At 38.6% G+C, this 25,884-nt stretch carries 28 protein-coding genes; 19 read left to right on the top strand and 9 right to left on the bottom strand.

Annotated features, from left to right (window positions below; genetic code table 11):
* The first annotated feature begins 147 nt into the window (after window positions 1-147).
* The 5 genes from AC3M61_RS00375 (at window position 148) to AC3M61_RS00355 (ending at window position 5,067) form a co-directional block, all read left to right on the top strand.
* The gene (locus AC3M61_RS00375) at window positions 148-1,029 is read left to right on the top strand and encodes a cytochrome b5 domain-containing protein (RefSeq protein ID WP_500778975.1); all 882 of its coding nucleotides are present in this window, start codon (window positions 148-150) and stop codon (window positions 1,027-1,029) included.
* Between the two features lie 27 nt (window positions 1,030-1,056).
* Window positions 1,057-1,434: a hypothetical protein gene (locus tag AC3M61_RS00370; protein ID WP_500778974.1), complete on the top strand. Its 378-nt coding sequence runs from the start codon at window positions 1,057-1,059 to the stop codon at window positions 1,432-1,434.
* 154 nt (window positions 1,435-1,588) lie between these two features.
* Window positions 1,589-1,924 carry an Asp23/Gls24 family envelope stress response protein gene (locus AC3M61_RS00365; RefSeq protein ID WP_500778973.1) on the top strand — a complete coding sequence of 112 codons (336 nt, stop codon included), beginning with the start codon at window positions 1,589-1,591 and terminating at the stop codon, window positions 1,922-1,924.
* 25 nt (window positions 1,925-1,949) lie between these two features.
* Entirely contained in the window at window positions 1,950-2,279 is a 330-nt protein-coding gene (locus tag AC3M61_RS00360; RefSeq protein ID WP_500778972.1) for an Asp23/Gls24 family envelope stress response protein, read from the top strand.
* Window positions 2,280-2,610: 331 nt separating this feature from the next.
* Window positions 2,611-5,067: a SpoIID/LytB domain-containing protein gene (locus tag AC3M61_RS00355; protein WP_500778971.1), complete on the top strand. Its 2,457-nt coding sequence runs from the start codon at window positions 2,611-2,613 to the stop codon at window positions 5,065-5,067.
* A 35-nt stretch (window positions 5,068-5,102) separates the two neighbouring features.
* On the opposite strand, the gene AC3M61_RS00350 is transcribed toward AC3M61_RS00355, so the two are convergent.
* The 8 genes from AC3M61_RS00350 to acpP form a co-directional block, all read right to left on the bottom strand.
* Window positions 5,103-5,957 (bottom strand): GNAT family N-acetyltransferase, encoded by an 855-nt coding sequence (locus AC3M61_RS00350; protein WP_500778970.1) that lies wholly within the window; start codon window positions 5,955-5,957, stop codon window positions 5,103-5,105.
* A 45-nt stretch (window positions 5,958-6,002) separates the two neighbouring features.
* Window positions 6,003-6,326, bottom strand: coding sequence for a L7Ae/L30e/S12e/Gadd45 family ribosomal protein (locus tag AC3M61_RS00345; RefSeq protein ID WP_500778969.1), 324 nt, complete (start codon window positions 6,324-6,326; stop codon window positions 6,003-6,005).
* A 28-nt stretch (window positions 6,327-6,354) separates the two neighbouring features.
* The gene (gene folE2, locus AC3M61_RS00340) at window positions 6,355-7,140 is read right to left on the bottom strand and encodes a GTP cyclohydrolase FolE2 (RefSeq protein WP_500778968.1); all 786 of its coding nucleotides are present in this window, start codon (window positions 7,138-7,140) and stop codon (window positions 6,355-6,357) included.
* A 17-nt stretch (window positions 7,141-7,157) separates the two neighbouring features.
* Window positions 7,158-7,694 carry a tetratricopeptide repeat protein gene (locus AC3M61_RS00335; protein WP_500778967.1) on the bottom strand — a complete coding sequence of 179 codons (537 nt, stop codon included), beginning with the start codon at window positions 7,692-7,694 and terminating at the stop codon, window positions 7,158-7,160.
* Window positions 7,691-9,181, bottom strand: a complete 1,491-nt coding sequence (locus tag AC3M61_RS00330; RefSeq protein ID WP_500778966.1) for an HD-GYP domain-containing protein — start codon at window positions 9,179-9,181, stop codon at window positions 7,691-7,693. The genes AC3M61_RS00335 and AC3M61_RS00330 overlap by 4 nt, the downstream gene beginning before the upstream one ends.
* 1 nt (window position 9,182) lies before the next feature.
* On the bottom strand, window positions 9,183-10,109 hold the full coding sequence (locus tag AC3M61_RS00325) for an ABC transporter substrate-binding protein (protein ID WP_500778965.1): 927 nt from the start codon (window positions 10,107-10,109) through the stop codon (window positions 9,183-9,185).
* Between the two features lie 42 nt (window positions 10,110-10,151).
* On the bottom strand, window positions 10,152-10,814 hold the full coding sequence (locus AC3M61_RS00320; protein ID WP_500778964.1) for a glycerophosphodiester phosphodiesterase family protein: 663 nt from the start codon (window positions 10,812-10,814) through the stop codon (window positions 10,152-10,154).
* A 204-nt stretch (window positions 10,815-11,018) separates the two neighbouring features.
* Window positions 11,019-11,249: an acyl carrier protein gene (gene acpP / locus AC3M61_RS00315; RefSeq protein ID WP_014451447.1), complete on the bottom strand. Its 231-nt coding sequence runs from the start codon at window positions 11,247-11,249 to the stop codon at window positions 11,019-11,021.
* Between the two features lie 206 nt (window positions 11,250-11,455).
* Here acpP and AC3M61_RS00310 point away from each other — a divergent pair, with 206 nt between their 5' ends.
* From AC3M61_RS00310 to fabG, 7 genes are all read left to right on the top strand, one after another.
* Window positions 11,456-12,304, top strand: a complete 849-nt coding sequence (locus AC3M61_RS00310; protein ID WP_448378594.1) for a DegV family protein — start codon at window positions 11,456-11,458, stop codon at window positions 12,302-12,304.
* A gap of 44 nt (window positions 12,305-12,348) precedes the next feature.
* Window positions 12,349-13,584: a beta-ketoacyl-ACP synthase II gene (gene fabF / locus AC3M61_RS00305; protein WP_500778963.1), complete on the top strand. Its 1,236-nt coding sequence runs from the start codon at window positions 12,349-12,351 to the stop codon at window positions 13,582-13,584.
* Complete coding sequence (gene fabZ, locus AC3M61_RS00300; RefSeq protein ID WP_500778962.1) at window positions 13,577-14,077, top strand: 3-hydroxyacyl-ACP dehydratase FabZ; 501 nt, start codon at window positions 13,577-13,579, stop codon at window positions 14,075-14,077. Before fabF ends, fabZ begins: the two co-directional genes overlap by 8 nt.
* Window positions 14,074-15,021, top strand: coding sequence for an enoyl-[acyl-carrier-protein] reductase FabK (gene fabK, locus AC3M61_RS00295; RefSeq protein WP_500778961.1), 948 nt, complete (start codon window positions 14,074-14,076; stop codon window positions 15,019-15,021). Before fabZ ends, fabK begins: the two co-directional genes overlap by 4 nt.
* A gap of 62 nt (window positions 15,022-15,083) precedes the next feature.
* Complete coding sequence (gene fabD / locus AC3M61_RS00290) at window positions 15,084-15,998, top strand: ACP S-malonyltransferase (RefSeq protein ID WP_500778960.1); 915 nt, start codon at window positions 15,084-15,086, stop codon at window positions 15,996-15,998.
* Window positions 15,988-16,545 carry a biotin transporter BioY gene (locus AC3M61_RS00285; RefSeq protein WP_500778959.1) on the top strand — a complete coding sequence of 186 codons (558 nt, stop codon included), beginning with the start codon at window positions 15,988-15,990 and terminating at the stop codon, window positions 16,543-16,545. Before fabD ends, AC3M61_RS00285 begins: the two co-directional genes overlap by 11 nt.
* Window positions 16,532-17,248, top strand: coding sequence for a 3-oxoacyl-ACP reductase FabG (gene fabG, locus AC3M61_RS00280; RefSeq protein ID WP_500778958.1), 717 nt, complete (start codon window positions 16,532-16,534; stop codon window positions 17,246-17,248). Before AC3M61_RS00285 ends, fabG begins: the two co-directional genes overlap by 14 nt.
* Window positions 17,249-17,337: 89 nt before the next feature.
* On the opposite strand, the gene AC3M61_RS00275 is transcribed toward fabG, so the two are convergent.
* Window positions 17,338-18,276: an alpha/beta fold hydrolase gene (locus AC3M61_RS00275; RefSeq protein ID WP_500778957.1), complete on the bottom strand. Its 939-nt coding sequence runs from the start codon at window positions 18,274-18,276 to the stop codon at window positions 17,338-17,340.
* Between the two features lie 221 nt (window positions 18,277-18,497).
* Here AC3M61_RS00275 and ppdK point away from each other — a divergent pair, with 221 nt between their 5' ends.
* From ppdK to AC3M61_RS00240, 7 genes are all read left to right on the top strand, one after another.
* Window positions 18,498-21,143 carry a pyruvate, phosphate dikinase gene (gene ppdK / locus AC3M61_RS00270; protein ID WP_500778956.1) on the top strand — a complete coding sequence of 882 codons (2,646 nt, stop codon included), beginning with the start codon at window positions 18,498-18,500 and terminating at the stop codon, window positions 21,141-21,143.
* Window positions 21,144-21,230: 87 nt separating this feature from the next.
* Window positions 21,231-21,662, top strand: coding sequence for a hypothetical protein (locus tag AC3M61_RS00265; RefSeq protein WP_500778955.1), 432 nt, complete (start codon window positions 21,231-21,233; stop codon window positions 21,660-21,662).
* Window positions 21,663-21,682: 20 nt separating this feature from the next.
* Window positions 21,683-23,041: a bifunctional UDP-N-acetylglucosamine diphosphorylase/glucosamine-1-phosphate N-acetyltransferase GlmU gene (glmU, locus tag AC3M61_RS00260; RefSeq protein WP_500778954.1), complete on the top strand. Its 1,359-nt coding sequence runs from the start codon at window positions 21,683-21,685 to the stop codon at window positions 23,039-23,041.
* Entirely contained in the window at window positions 23,022-23,969 is a 948-nt protein-coding gene (locus tag AC3M61_RS00255; protein ID WP_500778953.1) for a ribose-phosphate pyrophosphokinase, read from the top strand. The genes glmU and AC3M61_RS00255 overlap by 20 nt, the downstream gene beginning before the upstream one ends.
* Window positions 23,970-24,040: 71 nt before the next feature.
* Window positions 24,041-24,700: a 50S ribosomal protein L25 gene (locus AC3M61_RS00250; RefSeq protein ID WP_500778952.1), complete on the top strand. Its 660-nt coding sequence runs from the start codon at window positions 24,041-24,043 to the stop codon at window positions 24,698-24,700.
* Between the two features lie 104 nt (window positions 24,701-24,804).
* The gene (pth, locus tag AC3M61_RS00245) at window positions 24,805-25,338 is read left to right on the top strand and encodes an aminoacyl-tRNA hydrolase (protein WP_500778951.1); all 534 of its coding nucleotides are present in this window, start codon (window positions 24,805-24,807) and stop codon (window positions 25,336-25,338) included.
* A gap of 66 nt (window positions 25,339-25,404) precedes the next feature.
* On the top strand, window positions 25,405-25,851 hold the full coding sequence (locus AC3M61_RS00240) for a hypothetical protein (RefSeq protein ID WP_500778950.1): 447 nt from the start codon (window positions 25,405-25,407) through the stop codon (window positions 25,849-25,851).
* Window positions 25,852-25,884: the final 33 nt, after the last annotated feature.

Genomic DNA, 25,884 nt, shown 5'->3' with positions numbered 1-25,884 from the left:
GGTTAAAAACCCAACCAACTTATCATGGTTAAAGGCAGGCGACAGACTCCTAGAATGGCTTGAAAGCCAAGGCTGAATAAGTCGTCCTGCCCTGCCTACTTTTTGACTAAAATATTTATACCATATTTTTACGTAGGAGGTGAAAGTATGAGTAAGTACAGACTGATTTTTGTCTTACTAGGTTTAGCTATCTTTACAAGTTTTTTATTTGCTGGGCAGCTTGATAAGTTTTTTAACATTCAGAAGTTCAAAGGAGAATACAAAATAATTTCCTCTGAAACTTTGCAGAAGACTTCAGGATGGATTTCTGTGGAAGGTGTTGTATATAACCTCGGAACTTCCGCGCCAGCTAAAAAATTTGTCACGTTATCAGAGGTAGACCCAAAGCTTCTTTCAAATGATAAAATTGTTGGATTTCTTGGTGTTACGATTTCTGAACTTTCGAAGTACAATGGAAAAAACGCACCCGTAATGGTTGCTGTTAACGGGATAGTTTACAATCTTTCCGCTTCAAAATCATGGGCAGGAGGAACACATAAAAATCAGCACGTAGCTGGTCAGGATTTGACTTACGACATCTTAAAACTCTCACCACATGGCATTTCCAAAATAAAATCGTTCCCATCCTACGGTGTTCTTGTTTTCACCCCAGATGAGCTGATTAAATACGACGGAAAGCAACAAAAGAAAATCTATGTTTCTGTTTATGGTATCGTTTATGATGCTACTCAGTCCAGAAAATTTACAGGTGGTGAACATTATGGTCATGATATGGGAGTAGATCTCACGAGTGAAATACTCTCGCTTCAAGGACACGTTAATTTGCTCAGCAGGTTGTATCCTATTGGACTATATGTCTTCAACGACAAAACCATCTCAAGATTCAATGGAAAAGATGGTAAACCTTTTGTCATTGTTGATGATCTTGTGTATGATGTGTCCAAAAATGCACAAGGAATAAAAGCAGGAACGGTTTACAATGGTCAACCCCGCAAAGAGTGGTTGATTGTGGGATTTAGGATGAACTAAAAATAACTTAAGCGGAGTTGGGAATAGATGGTGTACAAAGTATTGGGAACAATAAGTGCTATACTATTGTTTTTTCAAATGTCTCTTTTTATTTTGAGGAGAACTTACAAGTATCTTCCAAAGAAACCGAACTGGTTTCCACCAATTCTTAAATTTCTAAAGAATGCTCATATTTTCACAGGTACTGCCTTATTAGTTATCGGATTTATTCACGGTTACTTAGCTTTGGGAACGATAAAATTACACACAGGCCTTATTCTTTGGATGGGTATACTTCTTGCATTTTTGGGGTTCTTGTTCAAAAACAAGGTTGGTAAAAAGTGGATAGTTTACCACAGAACTTTAGGATTTATCTTGATTGGACTGTTTTTCTTGCATTATTTGTTCCCATGGCTCATAAAATAAGATAATTAATAACTATAAAGGCAACCATGGCGTGATTCACATTACTTGACTTTTTATTAACAATGTGGTAAACTTATTACACAAAAATTTAACCTACGCTGGGCGTAGTGATGTAATTTTAACAGAAACTGATCTTTTCTTGGAGGTGAATGTGATGAAATTTCCAGGAACATGTGGAGAAATTGAGGTAACTGAAAAAGCGTTGAAAAAGGTAGTCTACTATGCTTTAACCGAACTTTCAGACAGGTTGAATGTCGCAGCAAAGAACTGGTTACAGAAAGTCCTAAACGTATTTTCGTCAGAAGAGTCCAACGTTGTTATTAACGAAAATGGAGAAGGTGTTACAGTGGACCTTTACGTTGCTGTTGGTTATGGTATAAACATACCAGAAACTTTTGCTATGGTGAAAGAAAAAATAATAGAATCATTTAGAAACCACCTTGCGTTAGAAAATGTAGATGTCAACATGCATGTGACGGAAGTTAAGTAATTATTTTCTTAAAGGAGGCATTTATATGGGAAGAATAGAGATTAATGCAAATGTTTATCAAGAGATAGTTTACAGAAGTGTCTGCGAGTTTTTTGGCTTTGAAGATGCTGAAAAGACGATTAGTTTCAAAAAGAGTAACGTTATTGTTGAAAAACCTCAACTGTCGGAAGACGAAGAGAAAGAAAGAGTAAGATTCACAATCCAAGTGCCGGCAAAGTTTGGTTCGAATTTCCTGGAATTTTCTAACAACGTTGCATGTCACGTGAAAGCAAAAGTAGAAGAGATGACTGGTATGATTGTAGAAAGCGTTAATGTCAAGGTTGCTGATGTTATAACAGAAAACGAGAATGTTTGAGATTTTGATTTTTTGAATGTATAAAATCAATGGCTATTCTAAGGGGCCATTGGGATTATGATTCTCCCAATGGCCCTCTTGTTAAGTTGTTAATAGTATATACAAATTCGAGTGCGGAGGTCACAAGGTGAAAGATGAAGATAACATAGAAAAATATTCTTAGAGCAAAAGGGTGACAAATTTTGTAATGAACAGTCTTAGATTGTTTTTAGGTGTTTCAGGAATGGATGGCTTGATAGTAATTGAATCAATTTAAGGTGGCGCTGTAATTTTGAAAATGAGTCTTTTAGTAAATGAATAATAGATTAGAAATTAAACGAGAGGTGATATCGTGAAAGGAAAGGGCACTCTAAGTTTGATGTTCTTGTTGCTCTTTTTGTTTTGTATCAAAGTACTTGGACTGGGGTATTTTGCTTTGGATGTCTCACTTAAATTTCCCGAAATGGTTGATTATAACCTGCCATTTATAAGCTTTGAATCACTTGAGGAAGGATTTTCATACGTTTATCAAATCAAACTTGTTGACGGAAGCTATTCGCAGATTTTTACTACTAAATCCCCAGTTTTGAACGTAAATTTAGAAAACCAAGGAACTTACAAAATCGGTGCGGTATTAACTTTTAAGAACAATGTCCTCTTTTTCGGCGGTTCTGAGGTAACTGTAAATTATGATATTCCTACCAAGAAAGTGGAAATAACTATGACACCTAACTTAGTTAAGATTCTTCTCACGCTAGATGTTGATGATGTAAGTGCTCCTACTGGAAAAAAAGTTAAGATAACATATGAGTACCCGGATTTCACAATTGTTATCCCACTTAATATCAATACTTTCCCTGTACAGATGGAACTCTTTCCAGGTACCTATAGATTTTCTATTATAGAAGAAAAAGATGTGAACTCTAATAGCATACTTTTCTCAACGGACATAGGATTTCAATCCGGTTCTTTTTACTCCCTAATGATATCCTTCAAAAATAAGAAAATTTCGTTATTATCGAATTTGGCTAAAATGTCTAAAATTGTTGCCTTTGATGCTACTACGAGAGAGGTTATTTTTGAAAAGGAAGGAAAATACAAGTTATCGAATACCCTTTTAATCAACGGAAAAAGTAATGTTCAGTGGTCGAGTTTACTTTATCCAGGAATAAGCGAATTGTTTGTCACATTTTCAAGCGGAGAAATAACGGATATCAACTATGTCGAGACTCTTCCTTCAACTGTTCGTGTACTGCTAAGTTCAAAGTTGAGTTCCACTGGCAGTCTCGTATCAAGCAGTTTTGATTATATTACTGTAAAGGTATCTCAACCCTATTTCCTTTTCGTTTTGGACAATACCTATCAGCAAGTCGCAAACTTACAATCTGGAGAACTAATCCGATTTCAAAGGCACTTCAATGTTCTTATTGTTGAAACAAACAATGGAATAATAGGTCCTTTTGGAATAAAATCTAGGTTTTATTTAAAGCCTCTTAGCAGTAATTCATCGGTCGAGATTGTCGAAAAAGGGAAGAAAAAGTATTTTGGTAGCTTTGAAATAGTTGCTAACAACGATGGTGGACTTAGCATTATAAATGAATTGCCGATAGAAGAGTATTTAAAAACCGTTGTATCAAGTGAGATGCCAAGTACCTATCATTCTGAAGCATTAAAAGCACAGGCGGTTGTTGCTCGAACATATACACTTAATAAAATCCTTGCCGATAGAAGGTACGCAAGACTTGGGGCAAATATTGACGATTCTACGAATTTTCAAGCGTATAACTTCAGTTCCACAAATGAAAAGGCTACTAACGCTGTTATAGAAACAAGTGGCGAGATACTCGGATATCAGGGCAAACCTGCAGCTACGTTCTATTACGCTGTATCCGGAGGTTATGCTCTATCTCCTGAAGATGTTTTTAGAATGAAGATTAGCTACATAACCCCTAAGATGGTAGCTGTTGAAAGTGAACTTGCGGTATTTCTCGATGATGAACAAGCAATAACTAACTTTTTGAAGAATAGTAATGTTTTTATGCTCAAAAGTTTGGGTTTTCCGGAGGCTGTCAATGGTTATTTCCGATGGAGAGTTGAATACACTCCTGAGGAAATTTTACAAAGGCTCTCTTCACTTAAAAACTTATCTGTGCTCGACTCGTCCAATTCGGAAGATTTGAAACAAAAGTTCAAATTCATCGAGGTCTTAGCAGATTTTATTAACTTGGTTTTAACGCCAAACCTTTTGGAGGAAAGAAATGCAACGGTTATTTCTGAGTTAGTGAATGACTCTTTTAAAGACTCAAGTATGATGATAACTACAGATCCAAGTATGATACCAACAACAGAAGAAAACTTTAATATGACTGAACAAAAGAGTGGAACCTATCAACGTGATTATTTTGATTTTTCAGATAATCAACATGAAGTAATCGTTAACATTTACATTACTCAAAGAACCACTGGAAAGTATGTCAAAGAGTTGGTCGTAGAAACAAATAAAAGGTTGTATAAAATAGCAGACGAGCAAGTACTGAAACTATTCTCACCGACTGGAAAAAAGGTGGTGTTACGCAATGGTATAGTCAGGTCCGACTTCACTTCGCTTCCTAGTTCCTTCTTTGCCGTAGATGTTGTTAAAAACGATTACGGCTATGCGGAAAAGGTGATACTTTACGGTGGAGGATTTGGGCATGGAATAGGTATGAGCCAAGTGGCTGCAAACTTTCTAGCAAAGGATTATGGATGGGATTACACTACTATATTGACCTTCTTTTATCCAGGAACAGTTTTGTCTAAGGTTTACTAAGGTCCTGTTACTCTATTCATAGAAACGAACTGTAGCTACAGCTTCCTTACCATTTCATATTGTGTCAACAATATCTTGAAATCATTTTTTTCCAACGCACTATGTAATAAATCATCTTCAGCTACTGCAACCACAGATATTATTGATGGTCTTGCATTCTTTACAATGTAATCAACAGAAACTTTCACAACCAAATCCCAATCTTCAAGTACTGCAGACCTTGGTGCGCAGTCGACTATGTAAGAAGAATTTTCGTCTGTTTTGCCCCAAACCAAGTATCCTTCTATGTTTTTGGAGTGTAATCTAACTAAGTTGTATCTTCCATCAGATAGCATCAATGTTATTGGTTCACGTTGCCAATTTACCTTTCTTGGTATATTTATCTCGTTACTCAGTGCAATTGAGTAAACTAGTCTGTTGTCAGTCTGAAGGGCAGAGTAGTGTATATCATATTCTTGGGGATTCTCCAGAACAAACGTGTCAAGATTTCTCAACTTTCTGAATCCGTTTTTATCGTAGAATCTTACAGCCCGTTCGTCTGCAGCTGCAACTTCGAGCGTTACGTGTTCAATGTTTTTCATCTTTAAATGCCTAAATGTATGTTTCAATATTCTATCTGCCAAGCCTTTTCCACGTTCGTTTGGCACAACCCCCATGGCGTCTATTCTTGCTCTATTTCCACGTATTGCAACAAGAATAAAGCCCACAGGTTCATTATCCTTGATGAATACAAAGGAATCGCTGAAGGAAATAGAGTTTTCTCTAGCATCCATCTTAAAGGATAGAACGTTCCAATTGATTGGAATTACGTAGTCGGAAAAGACCATATTTACTAACTCAACGAAATCTATAAGTGGAAACTCCGCAAGAGTAACTATTCTTTCTTCCATAGTTTTTACCCCCTTGGAAGGTGGAAATTCTCAGATGAGAGCATTTTATTCAGCGTGCACCACTTTAATAATTGCTTCTGCAAGATTTTCATCAAGAATTCCCACTGCCGACAGATTAATTTTTCCTACAGCTTTTGCAAGCGTTTTTTTGTCCGCAATTTCGATATATGGAACATCGTTTATTTCACATCTTATCTTCAAGTCCTTCTTTACTCTTTCCCCAGCATCTTTTGCCACAACTAATACTTTTTTACGTAACCTTTTATCGCTTAGGTATTCCTTTAACATATCCTTTCCAAAAGCAATCTTATTCGCCCTAGCTGCAAACCCCATGTATGTAAGTATCTTGTTGATTTTTTGCTCATCCATATTATCACCTTCTCGTAGATGTGTGTTCTTATCCTTGTAATTCGTCACTTGTTACGCACGCGTAGGCATTGTGTGCATGAATCGACTCAAAGCTCTCAACTTCTACTCTATACCATTTTATTTTATCATACTTTTTCAACTCAAGTGCAACATCTCTCGCCACGTCTTCTACAAATTTTGGATGGTCATAGGCGAGCTCTGTTACATACTTTTCGTCTGGCCTTTTAAGTAAAGTGAATATAGGTGCACTCGCCGATTTTTCCACAATCTCTACAATGTCTTCTATCCATATCATTTCTTTACTTTCGTAGGATACTTTACAAAGAGCCCTTTGATTGTGAGCACCCCGCTCACTGATTTCTTTTGAGCATGGACATAGTGTGTGTATTGGAACTACAACCGAAGTTAAAAAATCAAACCTACTATCGAAAATTTCTGCTTCAAAAGTACAGATATATTCAAGATAACTTTCGCTCTTTGTTACTGGTGCCTGCTTTTTAATAAAGTAAGGGAATTCAACTTCTATGACTGCCCTCTTTGCATTTAAAACATCCTTGAGTTTGTGTAAGATGTCTCTCACGCGTTTAGGATTTATCTCTAGGTGATATTCGTTAAGAACTTCGATAAACCTACTCATGTGTGTTCCTCGATAGTTTTGTGGAAGGTCTACGTACATATTTATCGTTGCAATTGTTGATTGTGTACCATTTGTCTTATCGAGAACCACAATAGGATACCTAACACCTTTTACTCCTACTCTTTTCAGGTATACGTTTCTTGAATCGTATTCGCTTTGAATATCTCTAAGAACCATTCTCTTTCCTCCGATTCCTATTTTTTAAATTCTTCCATGCTATTTAAAGTTTCTTCGACTTTTTTCTTCAGCTCACCATCAGAAAATTCCCGTAGCATCAAAAGTGCTTCCTTACGGTATATAGAATACTTAAAATTGTCTAAAAAAGAAGACAAGTAGAATTTTGCGCTCTCACTTTCCCCAATTTTGTACAATGACGAGCCCAAATAAAAGTATACCTCATCAAGCCAGGGATTTTCAATATCCTTAATTTCCCTAAGTAGGTTAACAGCATCGGCGTAATTGCCATTCCTAAAAGCCTGCTTTGCAGCATCTATTTTGGTTCTTACTTGTGATTTTATCTGTTTTTCGACAAGATAAGCTAATTCCTCTAAATTATTGTCTTCAACGTATTTGGAAAAGTCTTTACTATCAGATACGTATAACTCGTAAGCCTTTATCACCTTTTGAAACCTTTCGAGCCGGGAAACAAGCCTCACGTTGTAAAGATAGGTAGCAACAAACAGAATGCAGAAAATCGTAGCGAGCAAAAGAGACAATTTCTGGGATTTCATGCTAAATAACCACCTTCTGAATCTCTTATTTCCTCTGCTTCAGACTCATCTTTTGGAAGTGCGGAAAGTTCCATATGCTCCAAAACAACTTCTTTGAATTTTTCAAACAACTCTTGGTCAAACTTTGTTCCAACCATGTTTTGCATGAGTTCAAGAGCTTCTAAAGGACTCAAAGCGTTTCTGTAAGGTCTATCTTCTGTCAACGCAGTGAAAACATCAACCAAAGAGACTATTTGTGCTCTGAGACTCAATGTGCCTTTCGAAAGACCATCAGGATAGCCACTTCCATCGATATTCTCATGATGATGCCGAACAACATCAGCCACAAGTTCCCATCCTGGAATTTGTGAAACGACCCTTTCTCCTAATATGGTATGAGTTTTCATTATTTCAAATTCTTCCGGGTTAAGCTTCCCAGGTTTCAAAAGTATCTGGTCGGGTATACCGATTTTCCCTACATCATGAAGTATCGCCCCGTATTTTATTGCGTTGAGTTCTTCTGGGTCTGTTATGTTGAGTTTTGTTGCTAGTGCTAATGATAACTGCATAACCTTTTTTGAATGTTCTCCCGTGCCTATATCTTTGAGTTCAACAGTTTCGGCAAGTGTATTTATCAAAAGGAAATTTCTCTCTTCCAAAGCCGATTGCATTTCTTCTATTTGTGCCATTGTGTTTTCCAATTCCTCAGTTGTTGATTTAAATCCAGCAATTGCTTCCGTATACCGTGAGAATAGATTGTGGATGGCATTTTGAACCTTTAACAAGGATTCGTGTTTTGTTTCTATTGGTTTGTACTCTACATATTCGCCAGTTTCTACTCTAAGAATCATATCTGAAATTATACTCTGCAACGCTGATGAGGCCTTTTCAAGGTCTTTTTCCTTGCTCGTATAAATGTTGTTCAAAGTCACTAATGCTACCCAAGGGACCAATCCCCAAAGAAAACTGAAAAATATGCTTGAAATCAAGAACTCTGGATTGGGCGAGATTTTTACGTTGAATTTGTATTTTGTTGTTTTGTGTTTCGTTAGGAAGTCCGGAAGATTATTAAGGCTACCATTGGCTAAACTGCCAATCAATCCCTTTTCAGGTGAATAAACAACTCTCCCATCTACTTCAACAATGATTTTGAATTCACGTGTTGGGAACCTTATCAATGCAATTGGTATTTCCAATAAGAACAAGTTATCTTTCTCTTCAAAAACATACTTGAGTGAATAACCTTTGACAAATATGCCTTTCAAATAAGAATTGGGACCTATCTTCAGATTCTGAGAATAGTCCGAACCATCGATTATTAAATCTTTAGGTAATTCCACAACAACCCCGATGCGATTTTCAATGTAACTGTCGAGCATTTCGGAAAAATCATTTAAATATCTTGTAGCTTCTTTATCAAGTCTGATAAAAAAAGTAGCTAACAAGACGATAAAAACCACAGCGACTACTCCATTGACAATGGCTCCAATCCTTCTTGTTTTATCCACTTCACTGAACCTCCTTGAATTTTCCATCTTGAACAACGTAGAGTTTAAGATCTTCTTTGACCCCTTCTTCAGTGAAATAAATGTATCTATCGCCTACTTTGACGATATGTGTGTTTATGAAACGGCGGAATTGTTGAGTAGTTAAAAACCTGTGATTCTGAATGAGGTCAACCCAATTATCAATCAATGATAGTTCAACTCCTTCTGTTGAATACACTTTGGGAACTAGGAAATATACCCCTTGTAAAAAAAGTCCTCCAAGCCTCAGAAATTCCTTGCTGAAAGAAGCTTCCGTACCGAATATTTTAATGTTTGCATTTTTCGTTCTCAAAAACTTTATTATTTCAAAGGAATCTTTTTCTGGGGTTGTGAGAACAGCTGTATCGTACTTTTCAACAGGAACATTCTTGATAGAGGATAATTCTTGGTAATAAACAAAATCTCCGGGGAAGTAATTTAAAAGGTGCTTAAACTCGTCGCTGTATTCTCTATTTGAATCATCTAGCACCAACAAAAGGTTACTGCATTCGAATTTTTTCAAATATTCTCGAAATGATGAGATAATAATTGTATTTGAAGGCGTAAGTGAGTAAATATAACCGGATTTCAGCAATTCTGTGGAACTGATCGTGGGTGAGAGTGCAAAAATATCGTATTTTCTTAGATAGGGAAGGACTTTTTTACCATCAGCCGACGTAGAAGGACCTACCACAAATTTAACACCCCGGCTCGAGAGATATTTGAAAAACTTTTCTAAATCGCTGTCGATGTTGGAAGCAACAAAATTTACTCTATGGTTCTTGAGGCTTAGATACTCAGCGGCATTTGTTATAGGATTATAGACGAAACCCACAGTTGCCGAGGTGTAGTTAACCCAAACGAATATGACTGCAAGCATACTTATTAGGAGCATAATGATTTTATACATCACGCAACCCCCTTAAGAGATTTTCCAAACGTTCGAATAAACTTAAAGGAAAATTCTTACATCATCCGTTATAACGTAATCTACATATTCAGAAATCCTTGCAATGTCAGTTTTACTATTAACTGTCCACAATACTATCTTAATTCCCCTTTTCTTTAATTCCTTAATAATATTTACCAAGCGCTCAGGAAAGTAAAGCAAACCAATTACAGGTAAATGAGCACTGTAAGTATTTTTGTCAAATAGCGCAAGTATTTCTTCATCACTCATACTTATATGTTGTTCGTCAAAAAGGTAGCCGAATTTTAAACCATTGTATTTTTCTTTTAATTCATTGATTAAGCGATGGTTGAAAGAACTGAATATGATTTCACCTTCATAAAGTTTCTTACACATCAGTACCACCAATTCGCCCGCTTCGTATTCCTTAATTTCAATATTTAAACATTTGTTTTTAGGGGCTACTTTGAGAAATTCCTCAAGTGTCGGAACTGTTTCACCATCACTTTTGTATTCTCTTAACTCGGCAAGTGTTAAATCACTAACCCTTACGTCTGTGCCACAGAAATTAGTCAAGGTCTCGTCATGTATTAAAACTGGGACACTGTCTCTTGCCAATCTGACATCCGTTTCTATACCATCAGCTCCAAAGGAAAATGGTGCAAGTAGCGATTGGAGTGTGTTTTCTTTATATAATACGGGCATTCCTCTATGACCAAGTATTTTCAACTGTTATCACTCTCCACAATAAGTTATCTGATATACGGGCAATTCAATTATACCAGACAAAAAGAAATTTCTATGCAAAATATTTTCTGACTTTCCATAAAAGAATGATAAAAAACAAAGACCCTGAGCAACCTCAGGGTCTTTTTAGTCATTCTTAAAGAAATTAGTGCTGTTTTTGAGTTATGAGCGGAGTCTTATCGCTTCCACAACGTCCTTTACCGTTTTTATTTTCGACAAGTCTTGGTCACTTATCTTCACACCGAACTCATCTTCAAACGCCATAACTAAATCTACAACATCGAGTGAATCGGCACCGAGGTCTTCCATCAAGTTCTTGTCTGGTGTAACTTCCGAGATATCCAACCCAAGTTGTTCTGCTACGATTTCACACACTCTTTTTTCCAAATCCATAACCATTCCCCCTTTTAACTTGGTAAATTGATGGATGCTACGTAAAAACATCTCCATATTTGACAAAAGTTAATATACCACAATAATTGTTTTTTGTCAATAATAATGTTAGAAGCAATCAAAAAGTTTTATATTGACTAATTTTGTTGAACGGAGTATAATTCTTCCTGAAAGAACTATCATACAAGTATGAGAGGTGAGATACTATGGTTACTTTTGTCACAGATTCTGGATGTGATTTACCAGCAGGTATGAATTTACCATTTGAACTGAAAGTCCTTCCGCTCAGAGTTTATGTGCGTAATGAAGAATATGAGGACAAAGTTACACTGAAGCCCGAGGAACTTTACCGAATGGAATTACAAGGCGAGGTCGCCACAACCTCTCTGCCCAAACCCAACATCGTGGAGAGAGTTTTAAAAGAAGCATCTGAAAGTAGCGAAAAAGTATATGTTTTAACAATTTCTTCGAAGCTAAGTAACACGTACGACCTTGTTCAAAGTGTTGTCAGTTCGCTCGGGGCTAAGAATGTCATAGTTTTAGACTCAAAAACTGCTTCAATAAAGCAAGGGTACGTTCTTTTGAAGGCAATGGAACTTTTGAGAAAAAATGGTAATCTAACTCAAAATGATATTGACAAGGTAGTTGAGAACTCGCAGCTTGTTTTCTTTGTGCCAACGCTTGAATATCTATACAGGGGTGGTCGTATAGGAAAGGCAAAGGCTTTCTTTGGGAAATTACTTAACATAAAGCCTATCCTTACGACAGATAACGAAGGTGAAGTTAATACCTTGGGAACAGTGAGGACTTTGGAATCAGGAGTTTCTTCTATGGCAAAGATAGCGCAAGACTTTGTAAATCAAAAAGGTATTGCACGACACTACTCTATTATTGGCGGTTTTACTATCGAAAGTATGAAAAACTATTTGGACAAATTGATTGCAAACTTGGATGAAAAGGCTGTACTCGGAATTTCAAATATCGGTGCGGCAATAGCTGCACATGTAGGACCGGAAGCGTTTGGAGTGGTGATTGGTGAAAAAGTAGAGATTTAGTCCTTTGAAAAAGAAGATTATCAAGGAAGATGGGGGTGGAGATTTTGAAAAGAAGAGTTGTAGTTACTGGAGTTGGTGTTATTTCACCAATTGGGTGTTCTCTGGAAGCATTTGCTCAAAATTTGAGAAAGATGCACATTGGTATTGACAAGATAACATCTTTCGATGCTTCGAACCTTCCAGTAAAAATTGCTGCCGAAGTAAGGGATTTTAAACCTGAAGACTACATGGACAGAAAACTCGTTAAGCGTCTTGATAGGTTCAATCAGTTCGCAGTTGCAGCTGCAAGACAAGCAGTAATCATGAGTGAGTTAGATTTCAATGGGATTGAGGAAAGAGTTGCAGTGCTCGTTTCGTCTGGTATGGGAGGGTTCTTGACACTTGCAGAACAAAACGAAGTGATGAAAGAGAAAGGTCCGGATAGAGTTAGCCCTTTCTTGATTCCAATGATTCTTATAAACATGGCGAGCGGTGTGATAGCAATGGAATTTGGATTAAAAGGTCCAAACTTTGCTCCCGTAAGCGCATGTGCAACATCTGTCCATTCAATAGCATTAGGTGCAATGCTGATTCGGCACGGCTACGCTGATGTTGCAATTGTTGGTGGTTCAGAAGCTACTATTGCACCACTTCCCATCGCTGGATTTGCATCCATGCGAGCACTTTCAACAAGAAATGACGAACCCAAAAAGGCATCTAGACCTTTTGATAAGGCAAGAGATGGGTTTGTAATGGGAGAAGGAGCAGGGATTTTAGTATTGGAGAGCGAAGAGTTTGCAAGGGCACGTGGTGCGAAAATTATAGCCGAGATAAAGGGTTATGCGATGAATGATGATGCATACCATTTCAGTGCTCCGGACCCTGAAGCAAGAGGGTCAACAAGAGTAATGAAGATGGCAATTGATGATGCGGGACTTTCGATTAACGAAATTGACTTTGTGAGTTGTCATGCAACAAGTACACCCGCTGGTGACGAAGTAGAGTTAAAAGCTATAGAAAATGTCTTCGGTGAAAGGGTCAAGGATATTTACGTCAATTCGACAAAGACGTTAACTGGACACTTATTAGGTGCAGCAGGGGTTGTCGAGACAATAGCTTCCATCGTTCAAATGAACGAAGGATTTGTTCACGGAATGCCGAATTTGGAAGAGTTAGATGGACCCGATTATTTCAACATTCCACGAACTACCGTCGAAGGTGTAGAAATACGGAATTTTATTAAGAACTCCTTCGGCTTTGGTGGACACAATGCTTCGTTGGTGGTGGGAAGATATGAATGAAAAGAAAACACAAAAAGGAAAAGAAGAAATTCTAAAAATATTGCCCCACAGAGAACCTATACTTTTGGTTGACGAAGTGATTGAACAAGGTGAGGATTACATCATTGCAAAAAAATACGTTACCGAAGACGAACCGGTGTTTAAAGGACACTTTCCAGGCTATCCAATATATCCGGGAGTTTACATTATCGAAGGTCTTGCGCAAACCGCAGGAGTTTTGTTGTTAGAGAATGTGGAAAGAAATTCAATACCCATCTTCATCGGCATAGATGAAGCGAGGTTTAAGAAAGAAGTTAGACCTAACTGTGAGCTGATATACGAAGTTAAGGTGCTGGACAAGAAAGGACCTATAGTAATTGTTGATGGGAAAGCCAAAGTTGATGGTCAGCTGGTCGCAAAAGCAAAATTGATGGTGGGAGTAAAAAAAGGAGAAGGCAAAGATTCATCATCAGCCGTTGGGGATAAAGTACAAAGTGAGGCGGGTGGAAGATGAACTTCAAGCAAAGTAATCGAATTTGTCGGTTGTTGAACATCGAATATCCAATTATCATGGGAGGTATGTCGTGGGCTGGAACTCCAAAGCTAGCAGCAGCTGTTTCGAATGCTGGAGGGTTGGGAGTTATAGGTTCCGGTGCGATGAACAGAGCACTGCTAAAAGAGGCTATTGATACAGTTCGTAATTTAACAGATAAACCTTTCGGAGTAAACATAATACTAGTATCACCGTATGCTGATGAACTGGTCGATTTAGTTATAGAAGAGAAAGTGCCTGTTGTGACATTTGGAGCCGGTAATCCTTCGAAGTATATGTCAAAGTTGAAAGAAGCTGGAATAAAGGTCTTACCTGTTGTTGCTTCGGATAATATGGCAAAGATGATGGAACGCATAGGGGCGGATGCAGTTATTGCCGAAGGTATGGAATCAGGAGGTCACATTGGAGAGGTTACCACGTTAGTCCTAGTTAATGCTGTATGTAGGGCTGTGAAAATACCGGTCATTGCAGCTGGGGGAATAGCTGATGGAAAATCCATGGCTGCGATGTTTGCACTTGGTGCTGAGGGTATTCAGATGGGGACAAGATTCATCGCTTCAACAGAAGCAGACACACATGAGAATTTCAAAAAGCTCATCATAAAATCATCTATAAGAGATACTGTAATCACAGGAGCTCCACTTGGGCATCCTGCCAGGGTAATTGAGACGAGGTTTGCGAAAAAAGTGAAAGAGTTAGAAACAAAGAACCTCCAGGAAGCTGAGGAAGTCTTGGTTGGAAGCTTAAGAAAAGCTGTGATTGATGGTAATATTGAAGAAGGTTCATTTATGGCAGGTCAATGTGTAGGATTGATAAACGAGATTAAGTCCGTGAAAGAAATAATTACAGACATTGTTAATGAGTTCTATGCAACAATTCAAAGACTTTGTGAACTTTTAAAATAAAAAATGAGGAAACAAATAAGCAAAAACTTACGGAAATCGTCTCTAAGTGGAGGTGATTTTTTATGAAACTCGCTTACATTTTTCCGGGACAAGGTTCACAATATAGCGGAATGGCAAGTGACTTTTCCAAATACGAGTCGTGGGATAACTATGCAAAAGTTGCAAACGATGTTCTAGGTTTTGACTTGATAGAAATCATGGATGGTGATGAGGAGGTTTTAAAACTCACCGAAAATGCTCAACCAGCTATATACCTGGCAAGTTATGTGGCATTTACTGAGTTGAAAAAGTGTTTTAGAGAACCCGATTTTGTTGCCGGGCACAGCTTAGGTGAGTACACAGCACTTGCCGTAGCAGGAGTCTATGACTTTGAGACAGGTCTTTATCTTGTGAGAAAAAGAGGAGAATATATCTCACAAGCAATGAAACCTGGGGAAGGTAGCATGGCAGCGGTTATAGGTGTGGCAATTGAGGAAATAGAAGAACTCGTTCGCAAATACGACGGTCTCTATATAGCTAACTACAATTCTGAGGAACAAACAGTTGTAAGTGGGAAGACCGAAAGTATAAAAAGTTTTGTAAAGCACCTCACTGAAAATGGTAAAAGGGCGATAGAACTAAAGGTATCTGGTCCCTTCCATACACCATTTTTGGAAAGTGCAAGAGAAAAAATGGCAGCAGAAGTTGAGCACATAAAATTCAGACATCCAAAATACCCCATTGTTATGAACAGTGTAGCTCGGGAAATAACAGACCCCGAGCAAATAAAACATTATGTTCTTGAGCAAATTAGTGGACCTGTGTATTGGAAACAATCAATTGATAGGATGATAGCTCTTGGTGTTAACGAATTTGTAGAAGTCGGACCGAAAAATGTTTTGACTTCTATGTTGAAGAAAGCGAAACTCAATGTCAAACATTTTTCGACGCTAATCGAAACCAAAAATCTGGCGGAGGGAGTTACCAGTGGAAGATAAGAACAACAAGAGCACCAAAAGAGATATTAAAAACTTAAGGAAAGTAACTATTATTGCTTTGTTTGCAGCATTAACAGCAGTAGGAGCTCAGATTGCGATTCCTATTGGAAATGTCCCTATAACATTACAGATGCTGTTTGTTTTCCTGGCTGGTTTTTTGTTGGATCCTTTTGAAGCTATGACCTCCATGCTGCTTTACTTAACACTTGGAGCAATAGGTCTTCCTACATTTGCAAATTTTTCTGGTGGTATTGCTCATCTGGTGGGACCTACATCGGGCTATCTGTGGGCGTTTCCGATTAGCGCTTTTTTAATTGCGCAACTAAGGAGAAAATTTAATACTGTTTTATCTGGAATCGTCGGGCTTGCTGTAGTTTACATCATTGGTTGGACAGTTTTAGGGCTACACATAGGCATTTATAGGAAAGCTTTCATAGTAGGAGTTATACCTTTCGTGTTCATTGATTTTGCCAAATTGTTTGTGGCTAATCTCGTTGCCTTGAAACTTGACAAAGTTATGAGGGGGAAAGAGTATGGGCAGACTTAATGGAAAAGTTGCAATCGTCACAGGCGCGTCAGGAGGAATCGGGAAAGCGATAACAAAAGAATTTATCGAAGAAGGATGTATTGTTGTTGGATTCAACTATACATCTTCAGCTGATAATATTAATGCTCAATTTTATCACGAATACATCCTTGATATTACCGATAGGAATGCTGTTGAAGGCGCAGTTAAAGATGTGGTGCTAAAGTTTGGGAGGATAGATATACTTATCAACAACGCAGGAATAACGAAAGACAATTTAGTATATCGAATGACTTACGAAGAGTGGGACAGTGTGATAAATACGAATCTAACGGGTGCGTTCAATATGGTTAAAGCAACAATAAGGGAAATTGTAAAGAATGAAGGTGTTATAATCAATATCTCCTCAGTTGTTGGATTAGAAGGTAACATTGGACAGGCGAACTATGCTGCTTCAAAAGCAGGATTGATAGGCTTAACAAAGTCTTTGGCAAAGGAATTTGGAAGAAAAAACGTTCGGGTAAATGCCATTGCACCAGGTTTTATCGAAACACCTATGACAGAAAAGTTACCCGAGGAAATTAAAAAAACTGCGCTCGAGAAAATCTCTATGAGAAGATTTGGAAAACCAGAGGAAGTTGCAAAGCTCGTAAAATTCTTAGTGATAGACGGAACCTACATAAATGGCCAAGTGATAGTTATCGACGGTGGGATGGAACTTTAATCGCACTTGGAAATCCTCCTCTCTGAAATCTCCTATTTTTTCGTATCAAAAACACATCGTGACCCTACAGTGGTGGGGTCACATTTTTTCTATTCTCCTAAAAACACTTTTACTTTCTCTAATGCCAATTTATTTGCCAAGGGCATATGTCCTTCGTTTGGAATCAGTAGAAGTCGAGAATCCCTTATGTTCCGAGACAAGTATTCACCAATTGATGGAGGAGTTATGCTGTCTTTTTCACCATAGATGATAAGTGTTTTTGCAACTATGCTAGCAAGGTCAATTGCTAAAGGCTTTTGGATGGCTTTGTCTTTAGTGAATTTAATTAGCACTTCTGCCGGTAAGAAATAATTTTGCGCAAAAAGATATTCAAAGTGTTCTGTGCTAAGAATGGTACCAGTTGAAAGATATGTTTGGTAGAGAAATTTGACCAAAGGATATGTTTTCAGACCGATGGCCAAAAGTATTTGGTAAAGTTTAATCTGGTTTTCGTTGTCCAATTCAAAAGGAGGATTAGGACTATTTAAAGTTTCTGAATGATTTGCATACGCTGCGTCAAACAAAATGAGTTTTTCCACTCTTTCTGGAAAAAGACTCGCTATCGCTAATGATAAGTAGCCACCCATTGAATGACCGACTAAAACGAAACGATTCACGCCGAGATAATTCAAGGAGTTCATTATGAGCCTTACGATTGACTCGTCTGAATAATCAAAATCTAATCTCTTTTCAGATAGACCAAATGGCGGTATATCAAATGCTAGGCAACGGTATGATTCGGACAGCATGTCCATTAGCTCTTTCCAATCGTAAGATGACCCTCCAAATCCATGCAAAAATACAACTGCTTTTGAATTGCTTTGACCTGCTTCTCTGTATGCAACTTGAATCGAATCGATGCTGATTTTTCTAACATCTGATGAAATTGTCTCGAGAATACTCGAGGATGAAAGATGAGTTAATAAATAAAATGCAACGGTTCCTATCAACAAGGTTTTGAAGGTATTTGTCAGTATACTTCTTTCCACAGGCTCCACCTTCTTGTAATTTTCTATCACTTTTAATTATACATCAATGTTTTGCTTCAAATAATGGTTCGCATCTTAACTGTGCCATAAATCAAACACTTTTTGAAGAAATTAACATAAAAGAAAAAAACAATTTATCACACTGTGTATACGACAAATAGAAAAAGTATGGTACAATTATACAGGTACTTTTCTAAATTTTTCGATGTGGAGGTGTGAAAATGGGTAAAAAGTGGGTTTATTTCTTTGCCAATGGACAGGCAGAAGGTAACGCCCAGATGAGAGACATACTGGGTGGTAAAGGTGCAAACCTTGCTGAAATGACGAACGCCGGAGTTCCAGTTCCTCCTGGCTTTACTATTTCTGCAGAAGTTTGTAAATACTATTATGACAACAACAAGACTTATCCAGAGGATTTGAAAGAACAAGTTGACGCAGCAATGAGAAGGTTAGAGGAAGTAACAGGAAAAGGGTTTGGAGACCCCAAAAAGCCACTTCTTGTTTCTGTTAGGTCAGGTGCCGCTATCTCAATGCCTGGTATGATGGACACAATCCTCAACCTGGGTCTTAACGACGAAACAGTTAAGGGTCTTGTCGAAATGACAAACAACGAAAGATTCGCATATGACTCTTACAGAAGATTCCTCCAAATGTTCGGTGATACCGCTCTTGGAATTCCACATGCAGATTTCGAAAATGCGCTCGCTGAAATGAAGGCACAAAAAGGTGTAAAGCTTGACACAGAGCTTGATGCAGAAGACCTCAAAAAGCTTGTAGAAATCTACAAAGAAATTTACAAAAAACACGCAAAAGAGTTCCCACAGGATGTCTACAAACAATTGTGGGCAGCAATTGAAGCAGTTATTTGGTCATGGATGAGTGATAGGGCTATTAAATACAGAGAAATTCATGGAATCAAAGAAGGTCAGCTCCTTGGAACAGCTGTCAACATTGTTGCCATGGTCTTTGGTAACATGGGTGACGACAGCGGTACAGGTGTTTGTTTCACAAGAGACCCGAACACTGGAGAAAAAGTATACTACGGAGAATTCTTGCCAAATGCACAAGGTGAAGACGTCGTTGCTGGTATAAGAACTCCATATCCTCTTGAAAAAATGAAAGAAATGATTCCGCAAGCTTACGAAGAACTCATCCAAATAATGGACAGACTTGAAAGGTACTTCAAAGACATGCAGGACATCGAATTCACAGTTGAAAGAGGAAAACTCTACATACTCCAGACAAGAAGCGCAAAGAGAACAAGCCAGGCTGCAATAAAGATAGCTGTTGATATGGTTCACGAAGGTCTCATCGATAAGAAGACAGCCGTCTTGAGAGTCCAACCATCCGATATTGAAAGAGTGCTCCACCCGAAATTCGATGAAAAAGAAAGAAAGAACGCAAAGGTAATTGCAAAAGGGCTTCCAGCGTCACCAGGTGCTGCAACAGGTAAGGTTTACTTCGATGCACACAAAGCCGAAGAAGCGGCAAAAGCAGGAGAAAAGGTTCTCCTTGTTAGACCAGAGACAAGTCCTGAAGACGTCGGTGGTATGAATGCAGCCGAGGGTATACTAACAGCACGCGGTGGTATGACATCTCACGCTGCTGTTGTTGCAAGAGGTCTTGGTAAACCAGCAGTAGTCGGTGCGGAAAGTATTTACGTTAATGAAGAAGAAGGCTATCTCAAAGTTGGCGACGTAATCGTTAAAGAAGGTGAATGGTTGTCAATAGATGGAACTACTGGAGAAGTGTTCCTTGGAAAGATTACGACGGTTAAACCACAAGGTCTTGAAGGACCAGTTGCCGAACTACTCTCATGGGCAGACGAATTCAGAAAACTTGGAGTTAGAGCAAACGCTGACGTTCCAAGAGATGCAAAAGTTGCGAGAGAATTCGGAGCAGAAGGTATCGGACTCTGCAGAACTGAACATATGTTCTTTGAAAAGGACAGAATACCAAAGGTTAGAAGAATGATAGTCGCGAGAACAAAAGAAGAAAGAGAAGCAGCACTCGCAGAACTTCTTCCACTCCAAAAAGAAGATTTCAAAGGTCTGTTCAGAGAAATGAAGGGTTACCCAGTTACAATAAGACTTATCGACCCACCACTACACGAGTTCTTGCCACAAGAGGAAGAACAGATGGCAGAAGTTGCTCAGCAGATTGGTATTTCTGTTGAAGAACTCAAGAAAGTTGTTGAACAACTCCACGAGCTTAACCCAATGCTCGGACACAGGGGCGTAAGGCTTGTCATCACATACCCAGAGATTGCTGTAATGCAAACAAAAGCAATCATCCTTGCAGCTATTGAACTTAAGAAAGAGGAAGGTATCGAAGTTGTTCCGGAAATAATGATACCTCTTGTAGGCCATGTCAACGAACTTAAATACATAAAACAAGTTGTTATGGAAACAGCAGACGCACTCATTAAAGAACACGGTGTTGACCTCAAGTACCTCGTTGGAACAATGATAGAGGTTCCAAGAGCAGCAGTTACAGCAGACCAGATTGCTCAGGAAGCTGACTTCTTCAGCTTTGGTACAAACGACCTTACACAGATGACATTCGGATTCAGCAGAGATGACGTTGGAAAGTTCTTGCCAGAATACCTTGAAAAAGGCATACTTGAACACGACCCATTCAAACACATCGATACACAAGGTGTTGGTCAACTCGTCAAATTAGCTACAGAAAAAGGTAAGGAAGTTAAACCAACACTCAAATGTGGAGTCTGTGGTGAGCACGGTGGAGATCCAAAATCCATCGAATTCTTTGCCACAACAAAACTTGACTACGTCAGCGCATCACCATACAGAATTCCAGTTGCTAGACTTGCAGCTGCTCAAGCAAGTATTAAATACAGAAGCTAATAATCCTCAAATTGTATGGGGCGCTTTTGCGCCCCTTATATTTCTTAAGATGCTACTTTTATCTTCTATCAAACGGAGTGATATCCAATGGTGGCTTTGATACTTTCCATAGTTGCTTCCATAGCTGTGTTCTATTTGACAAGAAACCCCGGTTATTTTTCCCTCATACTTGTAGGATTATACTTCGCGTTTAGGAAAAGCGACCGTGCGGAGTCCTTAGCAGGGTTAAATCTTCTTCTAATTGGTGCGATAGCAATATTTGGCAGGTTTCGGCCATATAGTTCGGAAGGGCTGAATTTCGTTGTTTGTGGAACATTTCTTTCAATTTTCTATGACATACTCAAAACTTGGTATAGTCTTATTCCAATGATGTTATTGACCGGAATGGGTATAGGTGCGATAGGAGCCCATAAATTTGGTGTTAAAGGATACCTGCTCGGACTTATTCTCATTCCGGTTATTTTAAGAGAATATTCAATTCAAAAAAGATATAAAACTGACGACGAAGATAATGAATAAAAATGTTGGGGGTTATCGGTATGAAAGTACTCATACTTGCTGCTGGATTAGGCAAAAGGATGAAGTCAAAATACCCAAAGGTAGTTCACAAGATACTAGGTAAGCCGATGATAAACTGGGTTGTGGACTTGGGAAAGAAATTTGGAGAAGTAGGCGTTGTGGTTGGTCACAAGGCGGAGATTGTGAAGTCTTATCTCCCAGCAGATGTTAAAACGTACATTCAAGAGCCGCAACTTGGGACAGGACATGCGGTAATGTGTGCTAAAGAGTTTATATCACCAAGCGACAATGTACTGATACTCTATGGTGATGTCCCTCTTCTAAAGGAGGAAACAATTCAAAGACTTTTAGAAACTCATACGAATGCCAGAGCGGATGTTACAGTCTTAACGTTCATTGCAGATGACCCTACCGGATATGGAAGAATCGTTAGGGAAAATGGAAAGATTAGAATTGTCGAACACAAGGATGCTAATGAGGAGCAACTAAAGATAAAAGAAGTCAACAGTGGAATTTACATATTTTCTGGAAAGTTCTTGCTGGATAACATAGATAAGCTCTCTAACAACAATGCACAAGGTGAGTACTATTTGACAGATTTAGTTGAAATGGCAAAGAATGTTGAAACAGTATTGTTAGATGACCCCGCGCAAGTATCTGGTGTAAACGATAGAGTTCAGCTTTCCCAGCTTGAGGCTATTGCAAGAGAAAGAATTCTGAAAGAGTTGATGCTTTCGGGAGTTACAATAGTAGATCCCAGTTCCACATTCATAGGACCGGATGTGAAAATAGGTATTGACACGATAATTCATCCATTTACAATTTTAGAAGGAGAAATCACCATTGGTGAGGACTGTGAGATAGGACCATACACTCGAATAAAGAATTCAATACTTGGGAACAACGTAAAAGTGGTACGTTCAGAAGTTGAAGGTGCAGTTGTAGAAGATAACGTATCTGTTGGACCGTTCTCAAGGTTGAGAGAGGGAACGATTTTAAAAGAGAATGTAAAAATTGGAAACTTCGTGGAAACGAAGAAATCTACGATAGGAAAGAACTCAAAAGCACAGCATCTCACTTACTTGGGGGATGCAACTGTTGGCGAAGACGTAAACATTGGAGCCGGAACTATCACTTGCAATTACGATGGTTACAAAAAATACCAGACATTTATCGGTGATAGTGCATTTATAGGTAGTAATTCTTCGCTAGTTGCACCTGTTAAAATAGGAAAAGGTGCAATTGTAGGTGCAGGTTCGGTTATCACTGAAGACGTTCCTGATGATGCTCTGGCACTTGGAAGGGCGAGACAAGTTATTAAAGAAAACTGGGCAAAGCTGAAAAGGGAGGCCATGAAAAATGCAAATCACAAGGAATGAAATGAAGATTTTCACTGGCAATGCGAACAAGGTCTTGGCAGAAAAGGTTGCTAGCTACATTGGTATGAGACTTGGAGACATTACGGTCGGAAGGTTTGCGGATGGTGAAATCAACGTTCGTATAGAAGAAACAGTACGTGGCCACGATGTCTTTGTTATCCAGCCTACTTGCCCACCGGTTAACGAAAATTTAATGGAATTGTTAGTTATGATAGATGCGTTTAAACGGGCTTCTGCAAATAGCATAGCAGTTGTAATTCCGTACTATGGTTATGCGAGGCAAGATAGAAAGGCAAAAGGTAGAGACCCGATTACAGCAAAGCTCGTTGCCAATTTGCTCACAGTTGCAGGCGCAACTCGTGTGATGACTGTTGACTTACACGCCGAACAAGTTCAAGGATTTTTCGATATTCCTGTTGACAACCTTTGGAGCTTTCCCGTGTTTCTTGAGACACTAAGCAAAGATGGGATATTGACCGACGATGCTGTTATCGTTTCACCGGATGTGGGTGGAGTTAAACGAGCGCGACAAATAGCTGAAAGGGTGGGCCTCCCTCTTGCAATACTTGACAAAAGACGTCCAAAAGACAATGTAGCTGAAATTCTTAACATAATTGGTGATGTTAAGGATAAGACTGCGATTATCGTAGATGACATCGTTGATACTGCACGTTCCTTGGTTGAAGGTGCAAATGCTGTAAAAAACGCAGGAGCGAAGAGAGTGATTGCTTGTATAACACATCCGGTTCTCTCATCTGGTGCAGTTGAAAGAATTGAGAACTCGAGTATTGAAAAGATTTATATTAGTGATACAATATATCATCAGAGTCTACCTAACAAGTTCCATGTTGTTTCCGTGGCACCTTTGCTTGGGGAAGCGATAATTAGGGTTAGAAAGAATCTCTCAGTCAGTATACTCTTCAAATAACTCTAACCCGGTTGAGGAAAAAATAAAAAGATAATATAAACCTTAAAAATAAAAAAGAAGGAGGAGTTGACATGGAGCACGTAGTTAACGCGCAACTAAGATCTATTGTTGGTAAAAAGCGCGCAGTTAGAAGATTGAGAGCACAGGGTGTTATACCTGCTATTGCGTACGGACCTGGAGTCGAGAAACCAGTTAGCTTGGCTTTGGAAAAGAACAGCTTCTTAAAGCTTTTTAAAGAAGTCACAGAGTCGACACCACTAACACTTGTTGTGAAAGATGAAAACGGAAAAGAAGTTCTCAAACATATGGCGTTCATAAAAATGGTCCAATACGACAAGGTTACAGATGAAGTTAGGCATGTTGACTTTTACATCCCCGAAGCTCACCACAAGATGAAGATTAACGTTCCACTACACATCGTTGGCAAGGCAATAGGTGTTGAAAAAGGTGGTATCTTGGAAGTTATCCACCACGAAGTTGTAGTTGAAGCACTGCCCGATAGAATACCTGAGACAATAGAAATCGACGTGACAAGCTTAGACCTTGGAGATTCACTGAGGGTTAAAGATGTTAAGCTTCCTGAGGGCGTTAAAATTGATATGGAACCAGAAGATGTTTTGATAACAATAGTTGTGCCAAGGGGACTTGAAGTAGAAGAAACTACAACACCAACCGAGACTTCTGAACCTGAAGTTCTCAAGAAAGGTAAGAAAGAAGAGGAAGAAGAATAATTCACTTAAAGAGCACACTGTGAAAAGTCCCCCGCAGGGGGACTTTTCGTTAGTTTGGTGTTATACTCGGATATTTGGATTACAAGGTAAGGGAGGAACTGACGTTGATAATAATAGGGTTGGGAAACCCGGGTGAAAAATACGCAAATACTCGCCACAACGTTGGATTCATGGTTTTAGATAGATTGAGTAAGTCATGGAAGTCTGGACCAAATTATCTTTATTCAGATATCAACATTTCTGGGCAGAAGGTAAAGTTGGTCAAGCCTTTGACCTATATGAATTTGAGTGGAGAGGTATTTAAATACTTACCACATGATGATATAATAGTAGTGTATGACGACCTCGATTTACCATTGGGAAGAATTAGAATCCGCAAAGATGGTAGTGCAGGTGGACATAACGGAATTAAATCAATAATATCGTACATCGGTCAAGATTTTCCAAGAGTAAGGATAGGCATTGGACCGAAACCAAAAGAAGTTGATGCTGCGGATTACGTTCTTTCAGATTTCTCGCCGGAAGAATTTGAAAAGCTACGTAAGGTTATTGACCTAACACTACAAGCAATAGAGACAATTGTTTCTGAAGGCATTGATAAAGCGATGAACAAATACAATTCAATTCAAATCGAGTAACTCGAGTAACGTGCGAATGCCAAAAGATTATAAACAAAGACTTAAAGAATTTGAGAAGGTGATAAATTGGAAAAGGAAAAGTGCATCAGATGTGGCAACAAGGCGGAAATACATCAAAATGTTTACGTTGACGGAACTGTAAAGAAGATATCATATTGTAAGGCTTGTGTTAAAGAGTTACTGAAGTACGAAGTTGAGCGATACACACGTGCTGGCTTGCAAACCATATTGTCACACAAAAATCTTATGGAAGAATCTCCAGCGAAGAACAGGAAATTTGTTTTTTCCCTGGAGTTTTTGTATTCTGAACAACCCAGCACCATTCAGTTAACGATGTTTCCCAAAGATTCAAACATTTACGGCAAGGTGGTCACCGACATTCAGAAGCGTCGACTAACGTTGCTTAACCATAAATTAAAAAAGGCTCTGAGGAGAGAAGACTACAAAGAAGCCAAGAAACTTAAAAAGATAATAGATGAAATCGACAGAAGATTAAAACAACAGCCCTGGTGAGAATCAAACGTTTCATAGCTAAAACCAGGGCTG

The sequence above is a fragment of the Fervidobacterium sp. genome, from assembly GCF_059913585.1.
The sequence above is the reverse complement of the archived record's forward strand: the minus strand, read 5'-3'. Positions and strand labels throughout refer to the sequence as shown.

Excerpts from the sequence above, each read along its gene's own strand:
- AC3M61_RS00375 (WP_500778975.1), top strand. The coding sequence starts at position 148 with ATGAGTAAGTACAGACTGATTTTTGTCTTACTAGGTTTAGCTATCTTT.
- AC3M61_RS00370 (WP_500778974.1), top strand. The coding sequence starts at position 1,057 with ATGGTGTACAAAGTATTGGGAACAATAAGTGCTATACTATTGTTTTTT.
- AC3M61_RS00365 (WP_500778973.1), top strand. The coding sequence starts at position 1,589 with ATGAAATTTCCAGGAACATGTGGAGAAATTGAGGTAACTGAAAAAGCG.
- AC3M61_RS00360 (WP_500778972.1), top strand. The coding sequence starts at position 1,950 with ATGGGAAGAATAGAGATTAATGCAAATGTTTATCAAGAGATAGTTTAC.
- AC3M61_RS00350 (WP_500778970.1), bottom strand. The coding sequence starts at position 5,957 with ATGGAAGAAAGAATAGTTACTCTTGCGGAGTTTCCACTTATAGATTTC.
- AC3M61_RS00345 (WP_500778969.1), bottom strand. The coding sequence starts at position 6,326 with ATGGATGAGCAAAAAATCAACAAGATACTTACATACATGGGGTTTGCA.
- folE2 (WP_500778968.1), bottom strand. The coding sequence starts at position 7,140 with ATGGTTCTTAGAGATATTCAAAGCGAATACGATTCAAGAAACGTATAC.
- AC3M61_RS00335 (WP_500778967.1), bottom strand. The coding sequence starts at position 7,694 with ATGAAATCCCAGAAATTGTCTCTTTTGCTCGCTACGATTTTCTGCATT.
- AC3M61_RS00325 (WP_500778965.1), bottom strand. The coding sequence starts at position 10,109 with ATGTATAAAATCATTATGCTCCTAATAAGTATGCTTGCAGTCATATTC.
- AC3M61_RS00320 (WP_500778964.1), bottom strand. The coding sequence starts at position 10,814 with ATGCCCGTATTATATAAAGAAAACACACTCCAATCGCTACTTGCACCA.
- acpP (WP_014451447.1), bottom strand. The coding sequence starts at position 11,249 with ATGGATTTGGAAAAAAGAGTGTGTGAAATCGTAGCAGAACAACTTGGG.
- AC3M61_RS00310 (WP_448378594.1), top strand. The coding sequence starts at position 11,456 with ATGGTTACTTTTGTCACAGATTCTGGATGTGATTTACCAGCAGGTATG.
- fabZ (WP_500778962.1), top strand. The coding sequence starts at position 13,577 with ATGAATGAAAAGAAAACACAAAAAGGAAAAGAAGAAATTCTAAAAATA.
- fabK (WP_500778961.1), top strand. The coding sequence starts at position 14,074 with ATGAACTTCAAGCAAAGTAATCGAATTTGTCGGTTGTTGAACATCGAA.
- fabD (WP_500778960.1), top strand. The coding sequence starts at position 15,084 with ATGAAACTCGCTTACATTTTTCCGGGACAAGGTTCACAATATAGCGGA.
- fabG (WP_500778958.1), top strand. The coding sequence starts at position 16,532 with ATGGGCAGACTTAATGGAAAAGTTGCAATCGTCACAGGCGCGTCAGGA.
- ppdK (WP_500778956.1), top strand. The coding sequence starts at position 18,498 with ATGGGTAAAAAGTGGGTTTATTTCTTTGCCAATGGACAGGCAGAAGGT.
- AC3M61_RS00265 (WP_500778955.1), top strand. The coding sequence starts at position 21,231 with ATGGTGGCTTTGATACTTTCCATAGTTGCTTCCATAGCTGTGTTCTAT.
- glmU (WP_500778954.1), top strand. The coding sequence starts at position 21,683 with ATGAAAGTACTCATACTTGCTGCTGGATTAGGCAAAAGGATGAAGTCA.
- AC3M61_RS00255 (WP_500778953.1), top strand. The coding sequence starts at position 23,022 with ATGCAAATCACAAGGAATGAAATGAAGATTTTCACTGGCAATGCGAAC.
- AC3M61_RS00250 (WP_500778952.1), top strand. The coding sequence starts at position 24,041 with ATGGAGCACGTAGTTAACGCGCAACTAAGATCTATTGTTGGTAAAAAG.